At 66.3% G+C, this 16,017-nt stretch carries 15 protein-coding genes and 1 tRNA gene; 10 read left to right on the top strand and 6 right to left on the bottom strand.

Annotated features, from left to right (window positions below):
* Positions 1-3 precede the first annotated feature (3 nt).
* Positions 4-267: an SHOCT domain-containing protein gene (locus ACZ3HV_RS39670; RefSeq protein ID WP_465692458.1), complete on the bottom strand. Its 264-nt coding sequence runs from the start codon at positions 265-267 to the stop codon at positions 4-6.
* 477 nt (positions 268-744) lie between these two features.
* Between ACZ3HV_RS39670 and ACZ3HV_RS39665 the strand changes: the two genes are divergently transcribed.
* Positions 745-1,731 (top strand): 50S ribosomal protein L11 methyltransferase, encoded by a 987-nt coding sequence (locus ACZ3HV_RS39665; RefSeq protein WP_465692456.1) that lies wholly within the window; start codon positions 745-747, stop codon positions 1,729-1,731.
* A 469-nt stretch (positions 1,732-2,200) separates the two neighbouring features.
* A complete protein-coding gene (locus ACZ3HV_RS39660; RefSeq protein WP_465692454.1) occupies positions 2,201-3,166 on the top strand; it encodes a cyclase family protein in 966 nt (321 codons plus the stop codon).
* A 90-nt stretch (positions 3,167-3,256) separates the two neighbouring features.
* Here the strand turns inward: ACZ3HV_RS39660 and ACZ3HV_RS39655 are convergent, their stop codons facing one another.
* From ACZ3HV_RS39655 to ACZ3HV_RS39645, 3 genes are all read right to left on the bottom strand, one after another.
* Entirely contained in the window at positions 3,257-3,661 is a 405-nt protein-coding gene (locus tag ACZ3HV_RS39655; RefSeq protein ID WP_329475423.1) for a nitroreductase family deazaflavin-dependent oxidoreductase, read from the bottom strand.
* Between the two features lie 91 nt (positions 3,662-3,752).
* A tRNA-Arg gene (locus tag ACZ3HV_RS39650) sits at positions 3,753-3,819 on the bottom strand.
* A 213-nt stretch (positions 3,820-4,032) separates the two neighbouring features.
* Positions 4,033-4,926 (bottom strand): Pycsar system effector family protein, encoded by an 894-nt coding sequence (locus ACZ3HV_RS39645; protein WP_465692451.1) that lies wholly within the window; start codon positions 4,924-4,926, stop codon positions 4,033-4,035.
* A gap of 437 nt (positions 4,927-5,363) precedes the next feature.
* Here ACZ3HV_RS39645 and ACZ3HV_RS39640 point away from each other — a divergent pair, with 437 nt between their 5' ends.
* From ACZ3HV_RS39640 to ACZ3HV_RS39630, 3 genes are all read left to right on the top strand, one after another.
* A complete protein-coding gene (locus ACZ3HV_RS39640; protein WP_465692449.1) occupies positions 5,364-5,696 on the top strand; it encodes a histone-like nucleoid-structuring protein Lsr2 in 333 nt (110 codons plus the stop codon).
* A gap of 761 nt (positions 5,697-6,457) precedes the next feature.
* Positions 6,458-6,895 carry a hypothetical protein gene (locus ACZ3HV_RS39635; protein WP_465692447.1) on the top strand — a complete coding sequence of 146 codons (438 nt, stop codon included), beginning with the start codon at positions 6,458-6,460 and terminating at the stop codon, positions 6,893-6,895.
* A 259-nt stretch (positions 6,896-7,154) separates the two neighbouring features.
* On the top strand, positions 7,155-7,973 hold the full coding sequence (locus ACZ3HV_RS39630) for a CorA family divalent cation transporter (RefSeq protein WP_465692445.1): 819 nt from the start codon (positions 7,155-7,157) through the stop codon (positions 7,971-7,973).
* 555 nt (positions 7,974-8,528) lie between these two features.
* Here the strand turns inward: ACZ3HV_RS39630 and ACZ3HV_RS39625 are convergent.
* On the bottom strand, positions 8,529-9,620 hold the full coding sequence (locus ACZ3HV_RS39625; RefSeq protein ID WP_465692443.1) for a DUF389 domain-containing protein: 1,092 nt from the start codon (positions 9,618-9,620) through the stop codon (positions 8,529-8,531).
* Between the two features lie 671 nt (positions 9,621-10,291).
* Between ACZ3HV_RS39625 and ACZ3HV_RS39620 the strand changes: the two genes are divergently transcribed.
* The 5 genes from ACZ3HV_RS39620 to ACZ3HV_RS39600 all read left to right on the top strand — a co-directional run bounded on the left by ACZ3HV_RS39620 (position 10,292) and on the right by ACZ3HV_RS39600 (position 15,292).
* Positions 10,292-10,669 (top strand): hypothetical protein, encoded by a 378-nt coding sequence (locus ACZ3HV_RS39620; RefSeq protein WP_465692441.1) that lies wholly within the window; start codon positions 10,292-10,294, stop codon positions 10,667-10,669.
* Positions 10,635-12,332 (top strand): caspase family protein, encoded by a 1,698-nt coding sequence (locus ACZ3HV_RS39615; RefSeq protein ID WP_465692439.1) that lies wholly within the window; start codon positions 10,635-10,637, stop codon positions 12,330-12,332. The genes ACZ3HV_RS39620 and ACZ3HV_RS39615 overlap by 35 nt, the downstream gene beginning before the upstream one ends.
* A 279-nt stretch (positions 12,333-12,611) precedes the next feature.
* Positions 12,612-12,950, top strand: coding sequence for a hypothetical protein (locus ACZ3HV_RS39610; RefSeq protein ID WP_465692437.1), 339 nt, complete (start codon positions 12,612-12,614; stop codon positions 12,948-12,950).
* 740 nt (positions 12,951-13,690) lie between these two features.
* Positions 13,691-14,182 carry a hypothetical protein gene (locus ACZ3HV_RS39605; RefSeq protein ID WP_465692435.1) on the top strand — a complete coding sequence of 164 codons (492 nt, stop codon included), beginning with the start codon at positions 13,691-13,693 and terminating at the stop codon, positions 14,180-14,182.
* A gap of 612 nt (positions 14,183-14,794) precedes the next feature.
* Positions 14,795-15,292, top strand: a complete 498-nt coding sequence (locus ACZ3HV_RS39600) for a hypothetical protein (protein WP_465692433.1) — start codon at positions 14,795-14,797, stop codon at positions 15,290-15,292.
* Between the two features lie 586 nt (positions 15,293-15,878).
* Here the strand turns inward: ACZ3HV_RS39600 and ACZ3HV_RS39595 are convergent.
* Positions 15,879-16,010 carry a hypothetical protein gene (locus ACZ3HV_RS39595; RefSeq protein ID WP_465692587.1) on the bottom strand — a complete coding sequence of 44 codons (132 nt, stop codon included), beginning with the start codon at positions 16,008-16,010 and terminating at the stop codon, positions 15,879-15,881.
* Between the last annotated feature and the right edge of the window lie 7 nt (positions 16,011-16,017).

Raw genomic sequence — 16,017 nt, 5'->3', positions numbered from 1 at the left:
CGTTCATGTCCCGAGTATTTTCGCCTTGGCAGCGGTGAACTCTTCGTCTGAGAGCGCGCCCGAGGTGTGCAGCTGTGCGAGGTGTTCGATCTCGTCGGCCGGGTCCGCCGGAGGGGGCGCATATTGCGCCTGGTCATCGGCCGGTGCCTGGTCGTCGGGTGCTTGGTCGTCGGCCTGCTGCCGCTCGTCGGCCTTCCTGGTCTCGTGGTGAGCGATCGCCGCTCCGGCAATCAGCGCGCGCCGCCTTGTCCGTCGCCTGAAACCCATAGCGAACTCCTTCCCGTTCGTCCGGCCGACCTGCGCCGGTCCGGACAGTGCGCGTCCATCGCCGCATCACCAGTCGACACGACCTGTCCGCACCAGCCACGTTGCCGCACCGGGCCGTCGTGCGCACCACCCGGGCTGGGTGATTTGCGTGATCGCGATAACAGCCCGGCGGGCCGCGGCGCTCGCGATTTCTGTCATGCGCACACTCGGTTGCGTGCGCCTCACGAGCAGAAATCTCCTCGGGAACAGCCGATGACATTCCCGGCGCACCGCCGGGTCGGCCGCTTGCCGACCCGGGTCGACACGAAACGCCCCTGTCCGTCCAACAAGCCCGGCTGCCCGGCCGCCACATCCACCGTCATCGACCGCTGGCGGTCTGGAGCTAGATCTACGCATAGTTCCTGGCCGATCCACGCCCTCTAGGCGGGCATTGGCGCCCGCGAGTGCACCAGTCACCGGCGGGGCTACGATGCTGGCGTGCGGACGCCGATCAGGAACCCGCCGGACCCGATGTATGCGGAATTCGAGGTACACCGGACGATGATCTGTGACCGCGTCCGCACCGGGGCCTTCCGGCGTGCGATCGAGTTGGTGGTGCGCCCCGGCGACATTGTTCTCGATGTCGGGGCCGGAAGCGGCATCTTGAGCGTGTTCGCCGCTCGGGCGGGTGCTGCGCGCGTCTATGCGGTGGAGCGGACGTCGGCCGCCGTGCTGGCGCAGGAGCTTGCCGCCGCGAATGGGGTCGCGGAGATCGTCCAGGTGATCCACGGCGACGTTATAGACCTCGAGCTGCCAGAGCGTGTCGATGTGATCGTCTCGGAGTGGCTCGGTGGGTTCGGGATCGACGAAGGGATGCTCGTTCCGGTCATCGTCGCCCGTGATCGCTGGCTCAAGCCGGGCGGGGTCATGATCCCCCGTTTGGTCACGGCGTGGGCCGCGCTGGTGCACGACCGCTACCTCGCGGAGATGGTGGAGTTCCTGCGGGACAACCCGTACGGCGTCAGGTTCGACGACCTGATCGAAAAGACCGTCAACGAGATCTTCTATTCCGGTACCTTTCGTCACCTCGCGGCGGGTGACAGGCGCTCCGAGGCGAGCCGGCTGTGGGCGACGGACGCCGGCGTGATCCCGCTTCAGCAGGCGCAGGCGCCTCACCAAGCCGAGGCGGTGCTGCCCGTCCGCGACCATGGGACGGCCAACGCGCTCGCACTGTGGTTCAGCGCCGAACTCGCGCCCGGCGTCTCGCTGTCGGTGGGACCCGGCGATCCGCCGACGCACTGGGGGATGACGACGGCCCCGCTGCGCTCGCCCGTGGAGCTCACGCCCGGCATGTTCGTCCGCGCCAGGGTGAGGACCGCCCCAGCCCGGTCGGCCGGGACATGGACGAGCTGGGCTGTCGCGCTGCCAGGCGCTGACTGGGAGGAGCACGACGAGCAGGCGGTCTGGCAGGAGATTGACGACTGAACAATCTCAGCAGCCGCCGGGGGGCTCCCCCGGCGGCGCAAGCGTGTGCATGGCATGACTCGTAGCACCAGATGACGGATACGCATGGGGAATCTCGCGCTCGCTGGGGGAGGCCGTGTTGCTAGAAGCGCTCGTAGAGAGCGGATGCGACGCTCTCGTTTTTCCTCGTAATGAGAAGGTCGTCGGTTCGATTCCGACAGGCGGCTCCACCCAAACCCCCAGGTCATCCCTGAAGGAGTGGCGGCCGGTCAGGGGTGTTTGACTGTTTTCTGCTTGTTCGCCGGGTTCGGGGCGTGCCGAGTGGGGGGTCAGGGCTCGGGCGTGGCCCGACCGCGTAGCGGCCGGAGGCCTTGACGTCGGCGTCGTTCGGCACATGCTCCGGGTGGCCGTGCGATCGCCGGACTCGCTGCGCGGTGGGCCATCTGGCGACGGGCTACCCACAGGCGCGCAAAACGGGGAGGCTGACGACATGACCGGTAGGGGACGTACGGGCACCGGGGAGGCCGGACTCCCGCCGGGCCGGATGACCGAGGCAGAGTTCCGCTCGCTGTACGAGCAGCTGCGCAGCCAGCGCCCTTGGGGGCCTCACGACCGGCGAGGGGCGTTGAACTACCTCACTTCCGCCGGAACCATGGCCGGCGCAGGTGAAGTCAGGCTGGGTCGCGCGGTATCGCTCGCCGCACCGGTGGAGGGACGGGTGACGCCGGACGACCCCGAACCCGCCCGGCACCAGATGAAAGGGCCACCGGCCGCGGAGGCCGGCCGAGGCGTCGCGTTCGGCATGGACCGGATCGAGATGAACATTCACGGCAACGCCGACAGCCACCTCGACGCCCTGTGCCACGTGATCTTCGACGGCGAGCTGTACAACGGGGTGCCCGCGGACACCATCACCGAGAGCGGCGCGACCGAGCTGTCCGTCGGAGTGGCCGCCGACGGGATCGTAGGCCGCGGGGTGCTCCTCGACGTACCACGGTCTCGCGGGGTGGCCTGGCTGGAGCCCGGCGACCACGTGACCGTCGACGACCTGCTGGCCGCGGAGCGCGACCAAGGCGTCCACGTCGGCCGTGGCGACATTCTGCTGGTGCGGGTGGGTCACCGGCAGCGGCGGGAGGTGCGAGGGCCCTGGGATGCGGCCGCGGCCCGGGCCGGGCTGCACCCGGAGGTGATGCCGCTGCTGGCCGAGCGGCAGATCGCGGTTCTGGGCGGTGATGGGAACAACGACACCGCGCCGAGCCTGACCGACGGGGTGGCCTTCCCCGTCCACGTCCTCGCCATCAACGCGCTCGGCGTGATGCTGCTGGACTACCTCCAGTTCGATGACCTCGTGCGGATATGCGAGGAAACGGCGCACTGGACCTTCCTGTGCGTCATCGCGCCGCTCCGGCTGCCGACCGCGACCGGGTCGCCGATCAACCCGATCGCCGTACTGTGACCACTCACGCGCCCGAGGCCGCGGAGTGGTCGGCGGCCTCGGGGTAGTGCTTCGGGCCGGAGCGGGCCTCCCGTACCTGGCAGGACACGCTCAGATGCTCGGTGCCGGCCGCATCGTCAGGTACTGCGTGACTCCGGCGACACGGCGTTCGATGAGCCGGACCAGGAATGGTGCCGGGCGGAGTTCGGGGTCGGTGACCAGTTCGGGGTCAACCAGATGCACGACCTGACCACGGGTCTTCAGCGAGCACGAACCGGCCGCGAGGATGTTCTTCACCCACTGCGCCTCGGACCCGTACGTCAGAAAGAAGAAGTACCTGTCGTCCCGCCGGAACACGTTCAGCGGAGTGCTGTAGATCCGCCCGCTGCGCCGTCCGCTGTAAGTCACGATCCCGAACCCCGGCAGCCACCCCGCGACATGTCTCGACACAGGATTCACGTACCGCGTGGCGACATGCCGGAACCGCCACACCCGCGTCCGCCCATCTGCGCTCATGCCACCACGCTACTAAGACCTGCCGGGCGCGGAGCAGTAATGGCGAAGGCGCTTGTGGGTAGACCGGCCTCTGACCATCGGGTTTGGGAGGCGCCCCCGGCAGGACCCGAACCTGCGACCAACGGATTAGAAGGCCGCCGGACCGCATCGACAGGGGCCGATTTGAGCCTCAGGGACCGCGCTGAGTTCGGCTCTTATCGACTCCAGTAACTCTGTTACTCGCCAGTTCGTTCCACAAAGTGTTCCACAGCTGCTCGATGGACTCCATCGCGCAGAGCTGGGCAGGCCTGCTCGCAGCTGCCGTCAAACCGCCGAGAGCTGACGCCGTGGACTGTCGCCGTGGACAGCCTGCCGGAAGCGGCCCTTACGGATCAGGCGCCGCTGGGACGGCGCCCTTGCGCCGCGGCCCTGGGGGCCGTCCTCGGACGGCCGCCGCCGGTGGGGACAGCACTCATCGAAGACCTCAGGGCTTCGCCCCGAACCCTAGTCCTCTCCCCGGAAGGGGCCGGCTGGGCTCCTCTGCTCAGATGCTGCCGGCTTTCACTTGGCTGGCGAAATCCTAGGAAGAGTGCATATGAGGCTCCAGAGGCCAGGGATAAGACCGCGAGCGCGCCTGAGAAGAGCGCGAGGGTCAGTCGCTTGTGTTTGGCCTGAACTACGGAGGACAGCTCGATTGCTAGTGACGCGTGATATGCGGCGCGGTCCCAAGTCGCGAGCTCATTAGCAAGATCCTCACCGTTCGTGAAGTCGGCCCAGCGGCGAATCGCGACCCGTGAAGCGCTGGCCGGCGCCGGCAGGAGAACGGTGAAGAACAGGAGTAAAGCTATGGTCAGAAGTGCTGCCGCGATGATAGCGAAGTACTGGATCGGCGCGGGTTGTGGTTGGCTGGTTATACCGATCAGCACGGCAGCTGAGAGAGCGATACCCGCAGCAGCTCTCGCATCGATGCGAGGCAGTTCTGCTCGGACGTCTGCAGTTACCTCCTGCGCGATCTCGGCGGCGTGTCTGGACTGCGGGCGCGACGTCGCACGACATTGCGCAGCGTGCTCATTCGCGTGCGACAAGGTTCGCGCGCGGCCCTCGGCGCGGTCCGAAAACGTCCTGCAACCGGCGCAGCGGTAGCGATAGCCGCCCTGGTCGTCGGCAGACACAGTCACATGGGTCCCGGACAACGTGAGGTACCACCAGAGCGGGCTGTCGGGGATGGCGTCCTCGGGGCACGGACGTCCTGGTGATGTGGTCCTCGCGCCATCCCTCGTAGTCATGGCACCCCTTGTCAGCGTGTCCCTACGGCACACGCTCCTCCCGATCAAGCCACACGTCGACAACCTGTGGATTAAGAGGGGCAATGATGCCGTAGCAACCAACCTCGCTAGGCGTCGGCACTTTCAGGCTTGAACGCCTTTCTGACCTCCTCACCCGTTGACCGTGCGCGTCTCCATCTCGCACACAGTTCATCCATCGACAGATGGAGTACCGTCTCCGGTCGGACACCCAGACGCGCGTCGGAATCGAGCTCTCATGTCTCAAGGCGCGCCTCCGGCGCAGACTTCCTGTATCTGCACCCGCGAACCTCACCGCGTGCGCCCACTCGCGAGCCGTTCTGCAGAGCAAAGAGTAATCGCGTCGCGGCGGGTGAGCCCCTTCGGGCGGGTGGTGAGCGATGCTGTGTGCACGTGCATCAACGGCCAGGAGGCGCCCGATGGTTCAAAGAGTCGAGATCCTGCTGACGGACGACCTCGACGGCGGCGATATCCGTACCGGCAAGGGTGAGACCGTGCCGTTCGGCCTCGACGGTACGTCGTACGAGATCGACCTCCGCACCAGGCACGCGGCAGCCTTGCGCGCTGTACTTCGTCCGTACGTCGAGGCAGGCCGGCCGATCGAGAAGAGACGCGGCAGGCGGGTCATCCGAACCACAGTTGATGCGGATGCTCGCACCGTCAAGGAATGGGCTCGTGCGAACGGGTACGAGGTCAATGACCGCGGACGAGTCCCAGCCCACATCCGCGAGGCCTTTCACGCCGCCAATTAGCTGACCCTAGGAGAGACTCGCGACCACAGACCGATGATGCCAGTTCAGGTAGGTGACGCTCGGTTCAGGAAACCGACGCACCACACCGACATACGCCCCGGCAGACGTAGCCAGCCATCACCAGTTCGGCCGATCTTGACTCCAGTTGCTTCGGATCGACACCTGTTTGTTCCCACGCTGTTCCCACACTGAACTGCTGAGCGTGACATACCCGCCCGTACCCGCTGCCGAATGAACTGGTACCGGCGGGGAGCCCGTGACAAGCTGCCAGCCGTCGGTAGACCCTGGAGGTAGCCGGGCGGGCAGCAGCTGGCGGCGTGCCCGGGTGACCGACAGGATTCAGGCCAGGGCTCCGGGGGGCCGCGTGGACTGGTCCGCGATCATCGTTGCCCTGCCCGCCGACGCCGTGTACTCCGAGGGCAAGCCGCTCCTGCGGGCGATGACCCGACTTCGTCGGCGCAGCCCCACTGAGTTCCTTCCCCGCCTGGCTTCCGATTCTGGGCCGCCGTGCCCCCCACGCAACCGTCTGCGCTACGTGCCACCCGGCCAGCGAACAACTGCCTCGGCGCTCCCTGCGGTCGCTGATTTTCTCGGACTTCTGCAATGCGGCACCGGCTCGCAGGTGCGGCGCTGGCGTCCCGTGCAAGGTCGGCTCCGGTCGACCTCGAAGATCGTGGGCTCGGGGTTGTCATGGGTCTTCACCAGGAGTTGGCTGTATCTGTCGGAAGCAGGCCCGGAGTCGAGTAAAGGGAGGGAACGAGATGGATTTCTCCACGCAGTTCGAGGCTCTCGAGAAGCGCACTGCCGAGGGGCTGTCCGCGGTGAAGAGCGCGGCCGGCGAGTCGCGGGACAAACTGCGCTCGCGAATCGACCAGGCCCAGGTCGACCTCGATCTGGCAGGCAAGGATGTCGAACAGAAGGCGGGGGAGACCGCTGAGCGGGCGCAGAGTAAGTGGGCGCAGATGAGGGCTGACGCGTCGGCCAAGATGGACGATGTGAAGGCGAAGATCGAGAAGCGTAACGAGCAGCGCGACGCCAAGCTGGCCGCCGCCGACGCGGACTTGGCCGAAGCGGACGCAGCCGACGCCATCGACTACGCCGCATGGACGGTCGACAACGCGCGGCTCGCAGCCCTCGATGCCATGGACGCGCGGGCATACGCCGACGAGCGGGCCAGGGCCGCAGCAAACGCTCCATAATCACGCCTTCGCCGCCTTCAAAGGGACGCTTGGTCGCTTCGAGCGTCCCTCCCGCCTGCTCTCCATCCGCCGCACGAGCTCGGACCTCGACGTCCGGCGGTGGGAGATCGAACCGCTGGGCCGGAACCGAAGCCGGCGCGCGCACCGGCGGCCGGCGGGTAGCCATCGAGCAGCCAACAGATCGTAGGTTACAGCGGTGGAGGTTATTGACGGCACGACAGTCAAGCGGTACAGGATCGCCCCAGCGGGCGGAGTCTGCGTGGTGGTGCCCCCTTCCGCGCCCCGGGAGGTGATCACGGCGGCCGCCTGGGTAGGCGCCGACGCCGCCACCGCCGAACAAGCACTGGCCTCGTCGCATCGCCGGCCGGTCGCGCAGGCGGCCGGGCGACGGATCTCATTGGTCGCTTTCGCTACGGCTGAGGACTTCACCAGCCAGGAGGTGCACCTGCACGTCGGCAGGCGCGGGCTGGTGGCGGTGTGCCCCGAGCCCCTCATGCCGGTACTGCGCGAGGCAGTGTCCCAGGTACGTCGCGGGCCGCAGGAAGCGATGCTCGCAGTGCTCTTGATGCTGGCCAACCAGGCCGCTGCCGCCGTCCAGGACCTCTCCGCGGAGGCGAACCGGCTCGACCAGGGCTCGATCGGTCTCGCCGCCGACGCGCAACGGCGTACAGTCTCCGGGCTGCGGCACCGCCTCTTCGCGCTCCAGCAGCTATGGAACGCGCACCACGTTATGTGCACCGTGGACGACACTCTGGCCGATGCCCTGAGTCGCGCCGGCCGACACCGGTTACGGCAGTCCGGAGTGATCTTCGAGGCGAGCGCGGCCGCCGCGGCACAGGTCTACGCGCTGCTTGGCGACACACTCGACCGCTATTCCGCAGTGATCAGCGAACGGCTCACACTGGTGACGGTGCTCTTCCTGCCGCTCACCGTCAGCTCCGGGTTCTTCGGGATGAACTTCGGCTGGATGACCGACCACATCGGATCTGCGGCGGCCTTCGCGGTCCTCGGCATCGTCGCCCCGCTTGCCCTCGTCGGCCTGACGGTGCTGACCGCACGACGGATCAGCCGCACGTGACGCCGATCATGCGACACCGGTGATCTTACTGGTCGCGATTCGTGACGCAGGCGGCCTGCGATTGCGCGCTTTAGACCAGCCCTGGGCGGTCACATCCGAGGCCATGCCTGAACGACCAATATTTCGAGCGTGCCGTCAACCCATACGGTGACTCATGTCGCTGAGCTCTCATTGAGCCGAGCGGTCGACGCTTAGGCGCTGTCGCGTCATCAACCTGGCGGCCTGCAGTTTTAACAGGCTGCGCGATGGCATCGACTCTGCCATCTCTAGGCGTCGGGAGTGGCGCCGACAGCCCCTCTGGATACCTCTGCCAGCACGAGTTGACTCCAGTTCGCGTCACGAACGCGTCACGCGATCGCAGGAGCAGCCACCTGAGGCAGTGGAACCCCAATCACCGCGGCACAACCCCGATGGAAAGCCATGCGCTGCACCAAACGGCGCCTCTCCGACATCGCCTACTGGCACATGTTGGACGGACCAACACCCACGCGGCAACCAGCGCGGGAGGGGACGACTCTGACTCCAGTGTGGCCGGCCTCATCCCAACACGGATCCTCACTCGTCATGACGGTGACCGCTCTTTCGTAGCCGGCCAGCCAGTCGGGCCCGCCGCGTAGACACCCGCGACCAGACAGCCTGCTGGAACGCGAGCGCGGCCCAGCCGGCCACCGCCATGCCCGACAGGTTCACAACTAACTGCAGACCGCTGCCCCAGATCTCATGACCGAGGCCGAAGGCAAGACCGAGGGCGACGTTCCCGGCCGCCGGGACGGTGGTCACCGAGATGAAGACCCCGGACAGGCCGCCGACGCGAGCCGACGTCAGCGACAACACGCCAGCCGCACCGGCGATGACGGCGACAATGAACGACCACTTGTCCGGCTCGTAGATGAACGCCGTCTCCGGTCGAGGCGCCGTCAAGTCCTCGACCGTCACCCAGCCAAGAGCCCGACCGACCAACGCTGCCAGCGTCGTTGCAAGTATCGCGATGACAAACCCGCTGACCAGGGTTCGCACCGCAAGAGTCATCAGAGTCCAACGACGCCGCACCAAAGCCACCCCCACCGCCGCGACCGCCGCGAACTCCGGACCGAGCACCATGGCACCGATGACGAGGATCTGTGAATCTACGACAATTGCGATGCCGGCGATCAACGTGGCCATGGTCATGAAGCTCACATAGGTCCAGTTCAACTCCGATTCCGCGTACGCCTGATGTGTCACGTCTGCCCACACCACCGAGTCCGCACTACTGCCGGGCGCCTGCCGTTCCGCATCGAGCCCGCGCTGCGACATCCAAGCCCGGACCTGCTCGATGTCAATGCTTCCGTCGCGATGAACGTCGAGTGCTTGCAGACGGTCCACGACGTCATTAGCGGCCTCCCTGGCGACATCGGCAAGGACGACATCACCGGGCGGGCGAACAGACGCCCCGCGCAACACCGCGAGGCTGCTGACGGCAGGGTCATCCGACAACGCCTTGATCACAGCCTCGCTCTTCGCCGCAGGCGACGAAATCCTGAAGTGCAGCATCCGCTCAGTCTGCACCGCGTGAAGGCCGAAGGCGCTGGTGCGCCATCCCTCGGGACCTGCGAACGGAACCGCCGGCAATGACCCCGCAGGTATCGACCCGTCTTCGACGAGCAAGGTGACAGACCATCCAACTCAACAGGCGCCGCCGAAGGTCGACCGCCAGACCAGCCGCCCGCCCAGACTGGCTACAGACCGAGCTGGATGTGTTCTTCCTCCCAACGATCGAGTGCAGGACTCGAGCTCTGATCCAGGGATTATGAGAGCCACGCCATTGGCAACAGTGGCCGACTCGAGCCTATGCAGGTTGCGGATCGGCCCCCTTTAGGCGCGTCGTCTCTCTGTTAGACGCGAGTTCATGGCACGAACCATGGCACGCGGCGAGTGCCGCGTGCCTCGTCTGCTGCCCGCCGCACCGGGGTCCCTGGGTGTCGGCCCAGGCTTGCCAGTTCGCTCCCAGGGTTGTTCCCCGAGCCCGTGCTGCGGTGCTCCCAGGCGAGGTGGCCGTGTCGCGGGCTCAACGTGCGGAGCAGAGCTTGTTGGTATGGGTCTCAGTACGTGTGGTGCTCGATCGCGCCCGCTCACGGGTATGACCGCGCTTGGTGTCGGGCGGCGTACCTTGGAAGGGATGGGGGTTGTGACTGGGGGAACGGCGGACCGGGTGCGGGGGACGAGGGCGGCGCGGTCGGCGCCGATGTCGTCGAGTCCAGGTATGCGGCTGTCCTTGACAGCCAGTTTCACTGGTCGTTGGCGCGACTGCTGGTGGGTCCGTCGTGGGGAAGGGGAAGATGGTGGACCTCGAGGGTTTGACGGTGCAGGTCCTGCCGGAGCTCGGCGGTGATCAGGACGAGCTGGAGGACTTCACCGGGCGGCTGCGGGTGGAGTTGCTGGAACTTGATGTGGCCGCGGTCGACCCGGTCACAGAGGCGACATCACCGGAACATGCGAAAGGGCTGGGCATCCTCGCGGGCTGGCTCGTAGTGCAGTTCGGCTCCGTCGCCGGGCTGCGTGCCGTGGTGGATGTCGTTCGCGGCTGGGCGGCACGGACGCACCGGGTGGTGGAAGTCAGCTACGGCGGCGATGTCTTGAAGGTCACCGGCGTGACCTCCGAGCAGCAGGAGAAGATCATCGATGCCTGGCTCGCACGCCACGCTGCCGGCGCCTGACCTGCCCACGGGGCGGAGGCTTGCCCTGGTGGTGGCGACCACCAAATATGCCGACGCCACACTGCGCCGGCTGCGGGCACCAGCACGTGACGCGGCCGACCTGCGCGACCTTCTCGCCGACCCGAAGATCGGCGGCTTTGCGGTCACCTCGGTTGTCGACAGTACGGCCCAGGGCATCCGCCTGGCGGTCGAGGAGTTCCTGTCTGGACGCCAGACCGACGACCTGCTGCTGGTGTACCTGTCCTGCCACGGGCTCGTCGACCTGCGCCGGCGGTTGTACTTCACCGCGACCGACACGCTCAAGGGCCGGCTGGCGTCCACGGGGGTGGAGGCGCAGTGGCTGCTCGACCAGTTGGACGACTGCCGGGCCCGGCAGCAGGTGGTCGTGCTCGACTGCTGCTTCAGTGGTGCGTTCGCCCAGGGGGCGAAGGCAGCAGACACCGGCCTGGCACTGGGCGAACGGTTCCAGGGCCAGGGCCGGGGCCGGGTCGTGTTGACTGCCTCCCGCGCCAGCGAGTATTCGTTCGAAGGTGAGCCAGTTCCAGGCTCGGCCATGCCCGGGTCAGTGTTCACCAGCGCGCTGGTGGCAGGCATCCGGACCGGCGCGGCCGACAGCGACCACGACGGCTTCATCTCCGTGGACGATGCCTACACCTACGCGTTCGACCAGATCCGGGCCGCCGATGCCCAGCAAACCCCGCAACGCTGGCTGTACGGAGCCGAGGGGACGATCCTTTTGGCTCGTAGCCCTGCCGGTATCACGATCGCTCCCGCCGAGTTGCCGGCGGCCTTGCAGACCGGCATGGACAGTTCGCTGCCCACGATCCGGCTCGGCGCGGTTGCCGCCCTCGCCGAGTGGTTGGCCGCTGACGACCCGGCCAAGGCGCAGGCGGCGCGCAACGCGCTCGGGCAGATTGCCGCCACCGACGTACCAAGCGTCGCCGAAGCGGCTCAGAAACTCCTCGACTCCGCTCCGCCACCCGGCAAGGCCGCGCCTGGCGACGTCGCATCAGCAAGGGAGACACGGCAAGCTCGGCGCGCATGGCCTGGTAGTCCACGAGGCCGCCGCCTGGTCTACGCGGCCGCAGCGGCGGTGGTCCTCGCAGCAGCCGGGACCACATTCGCTCTGCTCATCCGCGAGCCTGGCGACTCACCAGCAGGAGGAGGACGCCCAACGAGCGGCATCTTCACAGAGACAACCCCCTGGCGGCTTGAAATCTGGGACGACAACAGCGCCCACGGCTGCACCGTCTCGGTCACACAGACCGACACCGGCAAGCAGAAGATTCACGAGCACGTCTACGACAGAAAGTCGTTCCAGATGCAGATGACAGGCAAACTCCGATGGGAATCCAACGATTCAGGCTGCGCCATAGCCCCACAGTCCGGCCCCGGGAAGGCCACGCTGCCCTATTCCCAACCGGAGTCCGGCAGCGACAGCAACGCCTTCGCGATCTCGACCTCGGGCAAAGTCACCGTGAGCGTAAAGAACTACCAGAGCAACGACAGCTGCGACGTCGAGCTGCGCGATGCCGAAGACGGACAAACGCTCGACTCCGACAACCTGAACCCACGCGTCAGCAGCGTAGTCCTCGACTCCAACGGGCACCTCCTCGCCTACCTCGCAGCCAATCCCTGCATCGTGCAAATAGCTGCCGGCTAGACGGTATGACGTGACGCCGTCGTCGTGACGGGGTTGCGGGCCCGGGCCGCACTCACACAGATTCATGGGTTGCCGAGTAGAGGCTGCCTGCTCCGTCTATCCGACATGCGTGGGAGGCCCCGGCCCGCAACCACCCAGCAACCCCAAGCGGTCACTCCATACCGTCTAGCAGAGGGTGACCGACGGATTAGAAGGCCGCCTGAACGGCAGACGGGAAGACGTAAGTGGTGCTGCTCGGGGTCTGTGCGTCACAGCGTCCGCGTACGGCACACTGTGCCTGTGACGAGAACGCTGGAGTTCTGGCCCGACTACGGTCAGGGGCCACTCTGGGATGAGCAGGGTCGGGCGGTCGACCTGGATGCGCTGGCCCTTCCGCCAGTACTGGTTGAGCGGATTCGCAACTGGCATGGTCGGTACGAGGAGGATCGCATCCCTGTCGACGGGCCAGGGGATCCAACTTGGCTGAGCGAGGGCCTGGAGCTGCTGACGAGCATCCGCAATTCGCTGCCTGACATCCGCGTTGTGGTCACTGAACCGTGGTGGGGCGAGGCGGAGAGCGGTGCCCCCGAGGTGCCCCCGAAGGACCCTGAACAGCCGTCAACGACCCCCGGCCACTGAGCACGATCACTGCTCAGGGTAGGGGGTCGTCGGCTGGTTGGGGCTCAGGGCAACGGACTCGTGATGAGTAGCTCGTCCAGCGCCTTGCTAACGGCCTTGCTAACAGCGGCCACGGATCGGGCCGGACAGCCCTGGACATTCCGCCAGATCGGTGGGTGCGCTCGGGCGTGCTGTGGTCAGGGGTGGACGCCTTGAACTCGACTACGGATCAGAAGGTTGGGGGTTCGAGTCCCTCCGAGCGCGCAAACAAAACCCCAGGTCAGCCAGGTGGATGACCCGGGGTTTTCGCGTTCCTGAGGGTGGTTGACCCACGGCTGACCCCAACGTCACTCGCCGTCCTGCTCGAACAGCAACCCGAGCTTGTCCACGGCGCCCCGCTGAAGATCCTCCACCACGTCGACATAGATGGTTTTCGTCGTGCGGGGGTCCTCGTGCCCGAGGATGTCCTGAATCTGCTCCAGCGGAACCCCCGGATGACGGGTCGGAATCGGCCGGCTACCTGGGAGGTGGTCGGGGTGCGTCTTCCCGCCTGCCGCCCAGCCCAGTCAGGACCTATCAGGAGCCACCAGACGGGCCAAGGTCGTTCGTCCAGTGGGGCGCTCCATCTTGGCCCCTCTGGCGTCTCCTGATCGCGCTACGCGTGGGCTGAACGGCAGACGGGAAGACGAAAGGGGGAGATCTGTGCGGAGGGCACCAACAAAGCCCATGACGCTGGCACGCGACCCGAGCACAATGGCGCCATGTTGCAGGGGATTGATCCGGATGGGGAGACGCCGACACCCGCCCTCGTCGCCGCGTGGCTGGCCCTGGACACCCTGCGCGCAGAGTCCGTGCCGATGTGGGCGGCCACCTGGCTCGTTCAGGGCTATGACGGTGAGTCGCTGGCGGAACTAGCCGGCCTCAGTGGACGGGACACCCGTGAGGTCCGCGACCTCCTCCCGGCAGCTCTCGCGGACGCGGGCGTTGACCCTTTGTCCTCAAGGCAGGCCGCACTCAAGGTGGCATACGACCACATCGCCAACATGCACCTCAGCGGCCGCGCCCACTGGACCTGGGCCGTCAATCAAGTCGTCGAACTTGTGATTGGCAACGGGTACGCCTCCGAGGTCTTCGAACAGCCTCTGGGCGCTTTGTGGGGAATCGACGATGAACTGGGCGAACCATGGAGCCGGACGGAGGATGAGCTAGCCGGAATCGTCCGCCAGGCGTGCATCGAGCAGGTGCAGCAATGATGGAGGTGCCCGCCTTCCTTCTATTGGAGTAGAGGCCCGCGAAAGACCCCGACAAGCTGTCAACGGCCCCGACCCCAGTCCGACCCCAACGACCCCTAACGACGGGCGTTGGTCGGCACCGTTGGCAGCAGTAGCGTGTGAAGCGCGGCGGTGGGCATCGAGCTGTTCAGGCTTCTACGGATCAGAAGGCGGTGCCCCCGAAGGACCCTGAACAGTCGTCAACGCCCCCCGGCCACTGAGCACGATCACTGCTCAAGGTCGGGGGTCGTCGGGTGGTTGGGGCTCAGGGCAACGGACTCGCAATGAGAAGGTTGTCGGTTCGATTCCGACAGGCGGCTCTACGTCTGACCAGCGAAAACGCTGGTCAGACCCTCTTCGCCATACCTCACTATTACCGAGACCAATACGTCTAGAGACCAATTACACGCTGCGCTAGCTAGCGGCTCGTGACCTGTGGATAGGCGCTACAGGGTGAGACGGATTCGTGCCAGACTAATTGCAGATCCGGTGAGGTCACCCTCGCGGACCCTGGCCCAGCCTTCAGGCGACGGGAGGGCCCTGCGTCTGAAGGCCGCCGGCCAGGCCCATTTCCCTCGAAGATAGGTGCCCGGCATGCAAATCGTTGTGAGCAACTTACTTCCCGACCCCGTCAATGAGGCAGTGCAGGGGCCTCCCCCTAAGGGGCCGGGCCGACGGTTCGTCTTCAGCAAGAATCTCGTACTTGAACGCATCGACGCGAGCACGCCGGGAGGCGGCTTGCCGCCGACCCCGCCACAGCGGCATGCAGGCACGTACTCAGGACTCGTGACGACCCTTCGGGTCGCTGAGCCGAACGATGTCTTTTTGCAGCCCGGCAGCTATCTCTTCAATTACGAAGTCGTATTCAGGTTCACTGACCTGGCCAACACTCCTCTGCTGAAGGGGCAGATCACCGCACACGGAGTGTTCTACTTGTCTGGTGGCCAGTTCCAAAGCGTCGAGCCGCCAAATAGGTTGGCCATCACAGGCGGGACAGAGGCCTACGCTACGGCTCGTGGACAGATCACTCAGCAGCAAAACCAGCCAAATGCGCCAGCAGACTCGGAGATCTGGCTGCTCGATATCACGTGATCGCCAGCACGTAGCTGGAGTCTCCCTGGACCACTCCTCCGACTCGGTCTGGATGCGAGCTCGCTCGGATCCCGCATTGTCGTCTGACCATGCTTCGTGCGAGAGGAGGGCGGACGAAGACCAACGCGGTGCCCGGCAAGTGTGTCGCCAGCTCGAGCTCAGTCGAGCGATACACGGTTTAGGAGACCGACCCCCCGCGCCGACATGCGCCTTCTGGAATTGGTCAGTGAGTCGGACAGCTTCGACGAGCTCGTCGCCCACCATCTTCCCGGGCAGCGAGCGTTGATACTTCGCTTTCCAGCACGCAACCAGCAGAGTGCTCGTCAGGAGCGGCTTGGATTCACGATCGACCAGGTTCAACGCCTGTTCTGCCAGACTGACAGCCGAGTTGAGCCGGCCCACGCGTCCGCAGACGTCGCTCGCCCGGCGAAGCAGCTCCAGGTATCCGGCTGGTGAGCCGCGCACACCTGGCGAAACCTGTTCCCACAATGAGCAGGCGCGGTCCAGGTGGATGGCCTCCTCGGCTGATGGCGCTCGCCGGAATTCCCCAGTGATGCTTATCGAAATTCCTCACCCTGAGTGGTGGTTACTGTAGCGGCCGGCGGGTGCCGGTGGTGGTCTGGCGGAGTATGTCGTTGCGGGCGTGGTGGTCGCGGAGTCGGTAGGAATCGCCGTCGAGGTTGAGCACGACGGAGCGGTGCAGGAGCCGGTCGAGCATGGCGGCG

It is taken from the genome of Kribbella sp. NPDC020701, from assembly GCF_055562215.1.
Note: the sequence above shows the minus strand (reverse complement) of the source record. Positions and strands in the feature narration are given on the sequence as shown.

Coding starts and splice junctions, on each gene's coding strand:
- ACZ3HV_RS39670 (WP_465692458.1), bottom strand. CDS start 267: ATGGGTTTCAGGCGACGGACAAGGCGGCGCGCGCTGATTGCCGGAGCG.
- ACZ3HV_RS39660 (WP_465692454.1), top strand. CDS start 2,201: ATGACCGGTAGGGGACGTACGGGCACCGGGGAGGCCGGACTCCCGCCG.
- ACZ3HV_RS39655 (WP_329475423.1), bottom strand. CDS start 3,661: ATGAGCGCAGATGGGCGGACGCGGGTGTGGCGGTTCCGGCATGTCGCC.
- ACZ3HV_RS39645 (WP_465692451.1), bottom strand. CDS start 4,926: ATGACTACGAGGGATGGCGCGAGGACCACATCACCAGGACGTCCGTGC.
- ACZ3HV_RS39640 (WP_465692449.1), top strand. CDS start 5,364: ATGGTTCAAAGAGTCGAGATCCTGCTGACGGACGACCTCGACGGCGGC.
- ACZ3HV_RS39635 (WP_465692447.1), top strand. CDS start 6,458: ATGGATTTCTCCACGCAGTTCGAGGCTCTCGAGAAGCGCACTGCCGAG.
- ACZ3HV_RS39620 (WP_465692441.1), top strand. CDS start 10,292: ATGGTGGACCTCGAGGGTTTGACGGTGCAGGTCCTGCCGGAGCTCGGC.
- ACZ3HV_RS39615 (WP_465692439.1), top strand. CDS start 10,635: ATGCCTGGCTCGCACGCCACGCTGCCGGCGCCTGACCTGCCCACGGGG.
- ACZ3HV_RS39605 (WP_465692435.1), top strand. CDS start 13,691: ATGTTGCAGGGGATTGATCCGGATGGGGAGACGCCGACACCCGCCCTC.
- ACZ3HV_RS39600 (WP_465692433.1), top strand. CDS start 14,795: ATGCAAATCGTTGTGAGCAACTTACTTCCCGACCCCGTCAATGAGGCA.
- ACZ3HV_RS39595 (WP_465692587.1), bottom strand. CDS start 16,010: ATGCTCGACCGGCTCCTGCACCGCTCCGTCGTGCTCAACCTCGACGGC.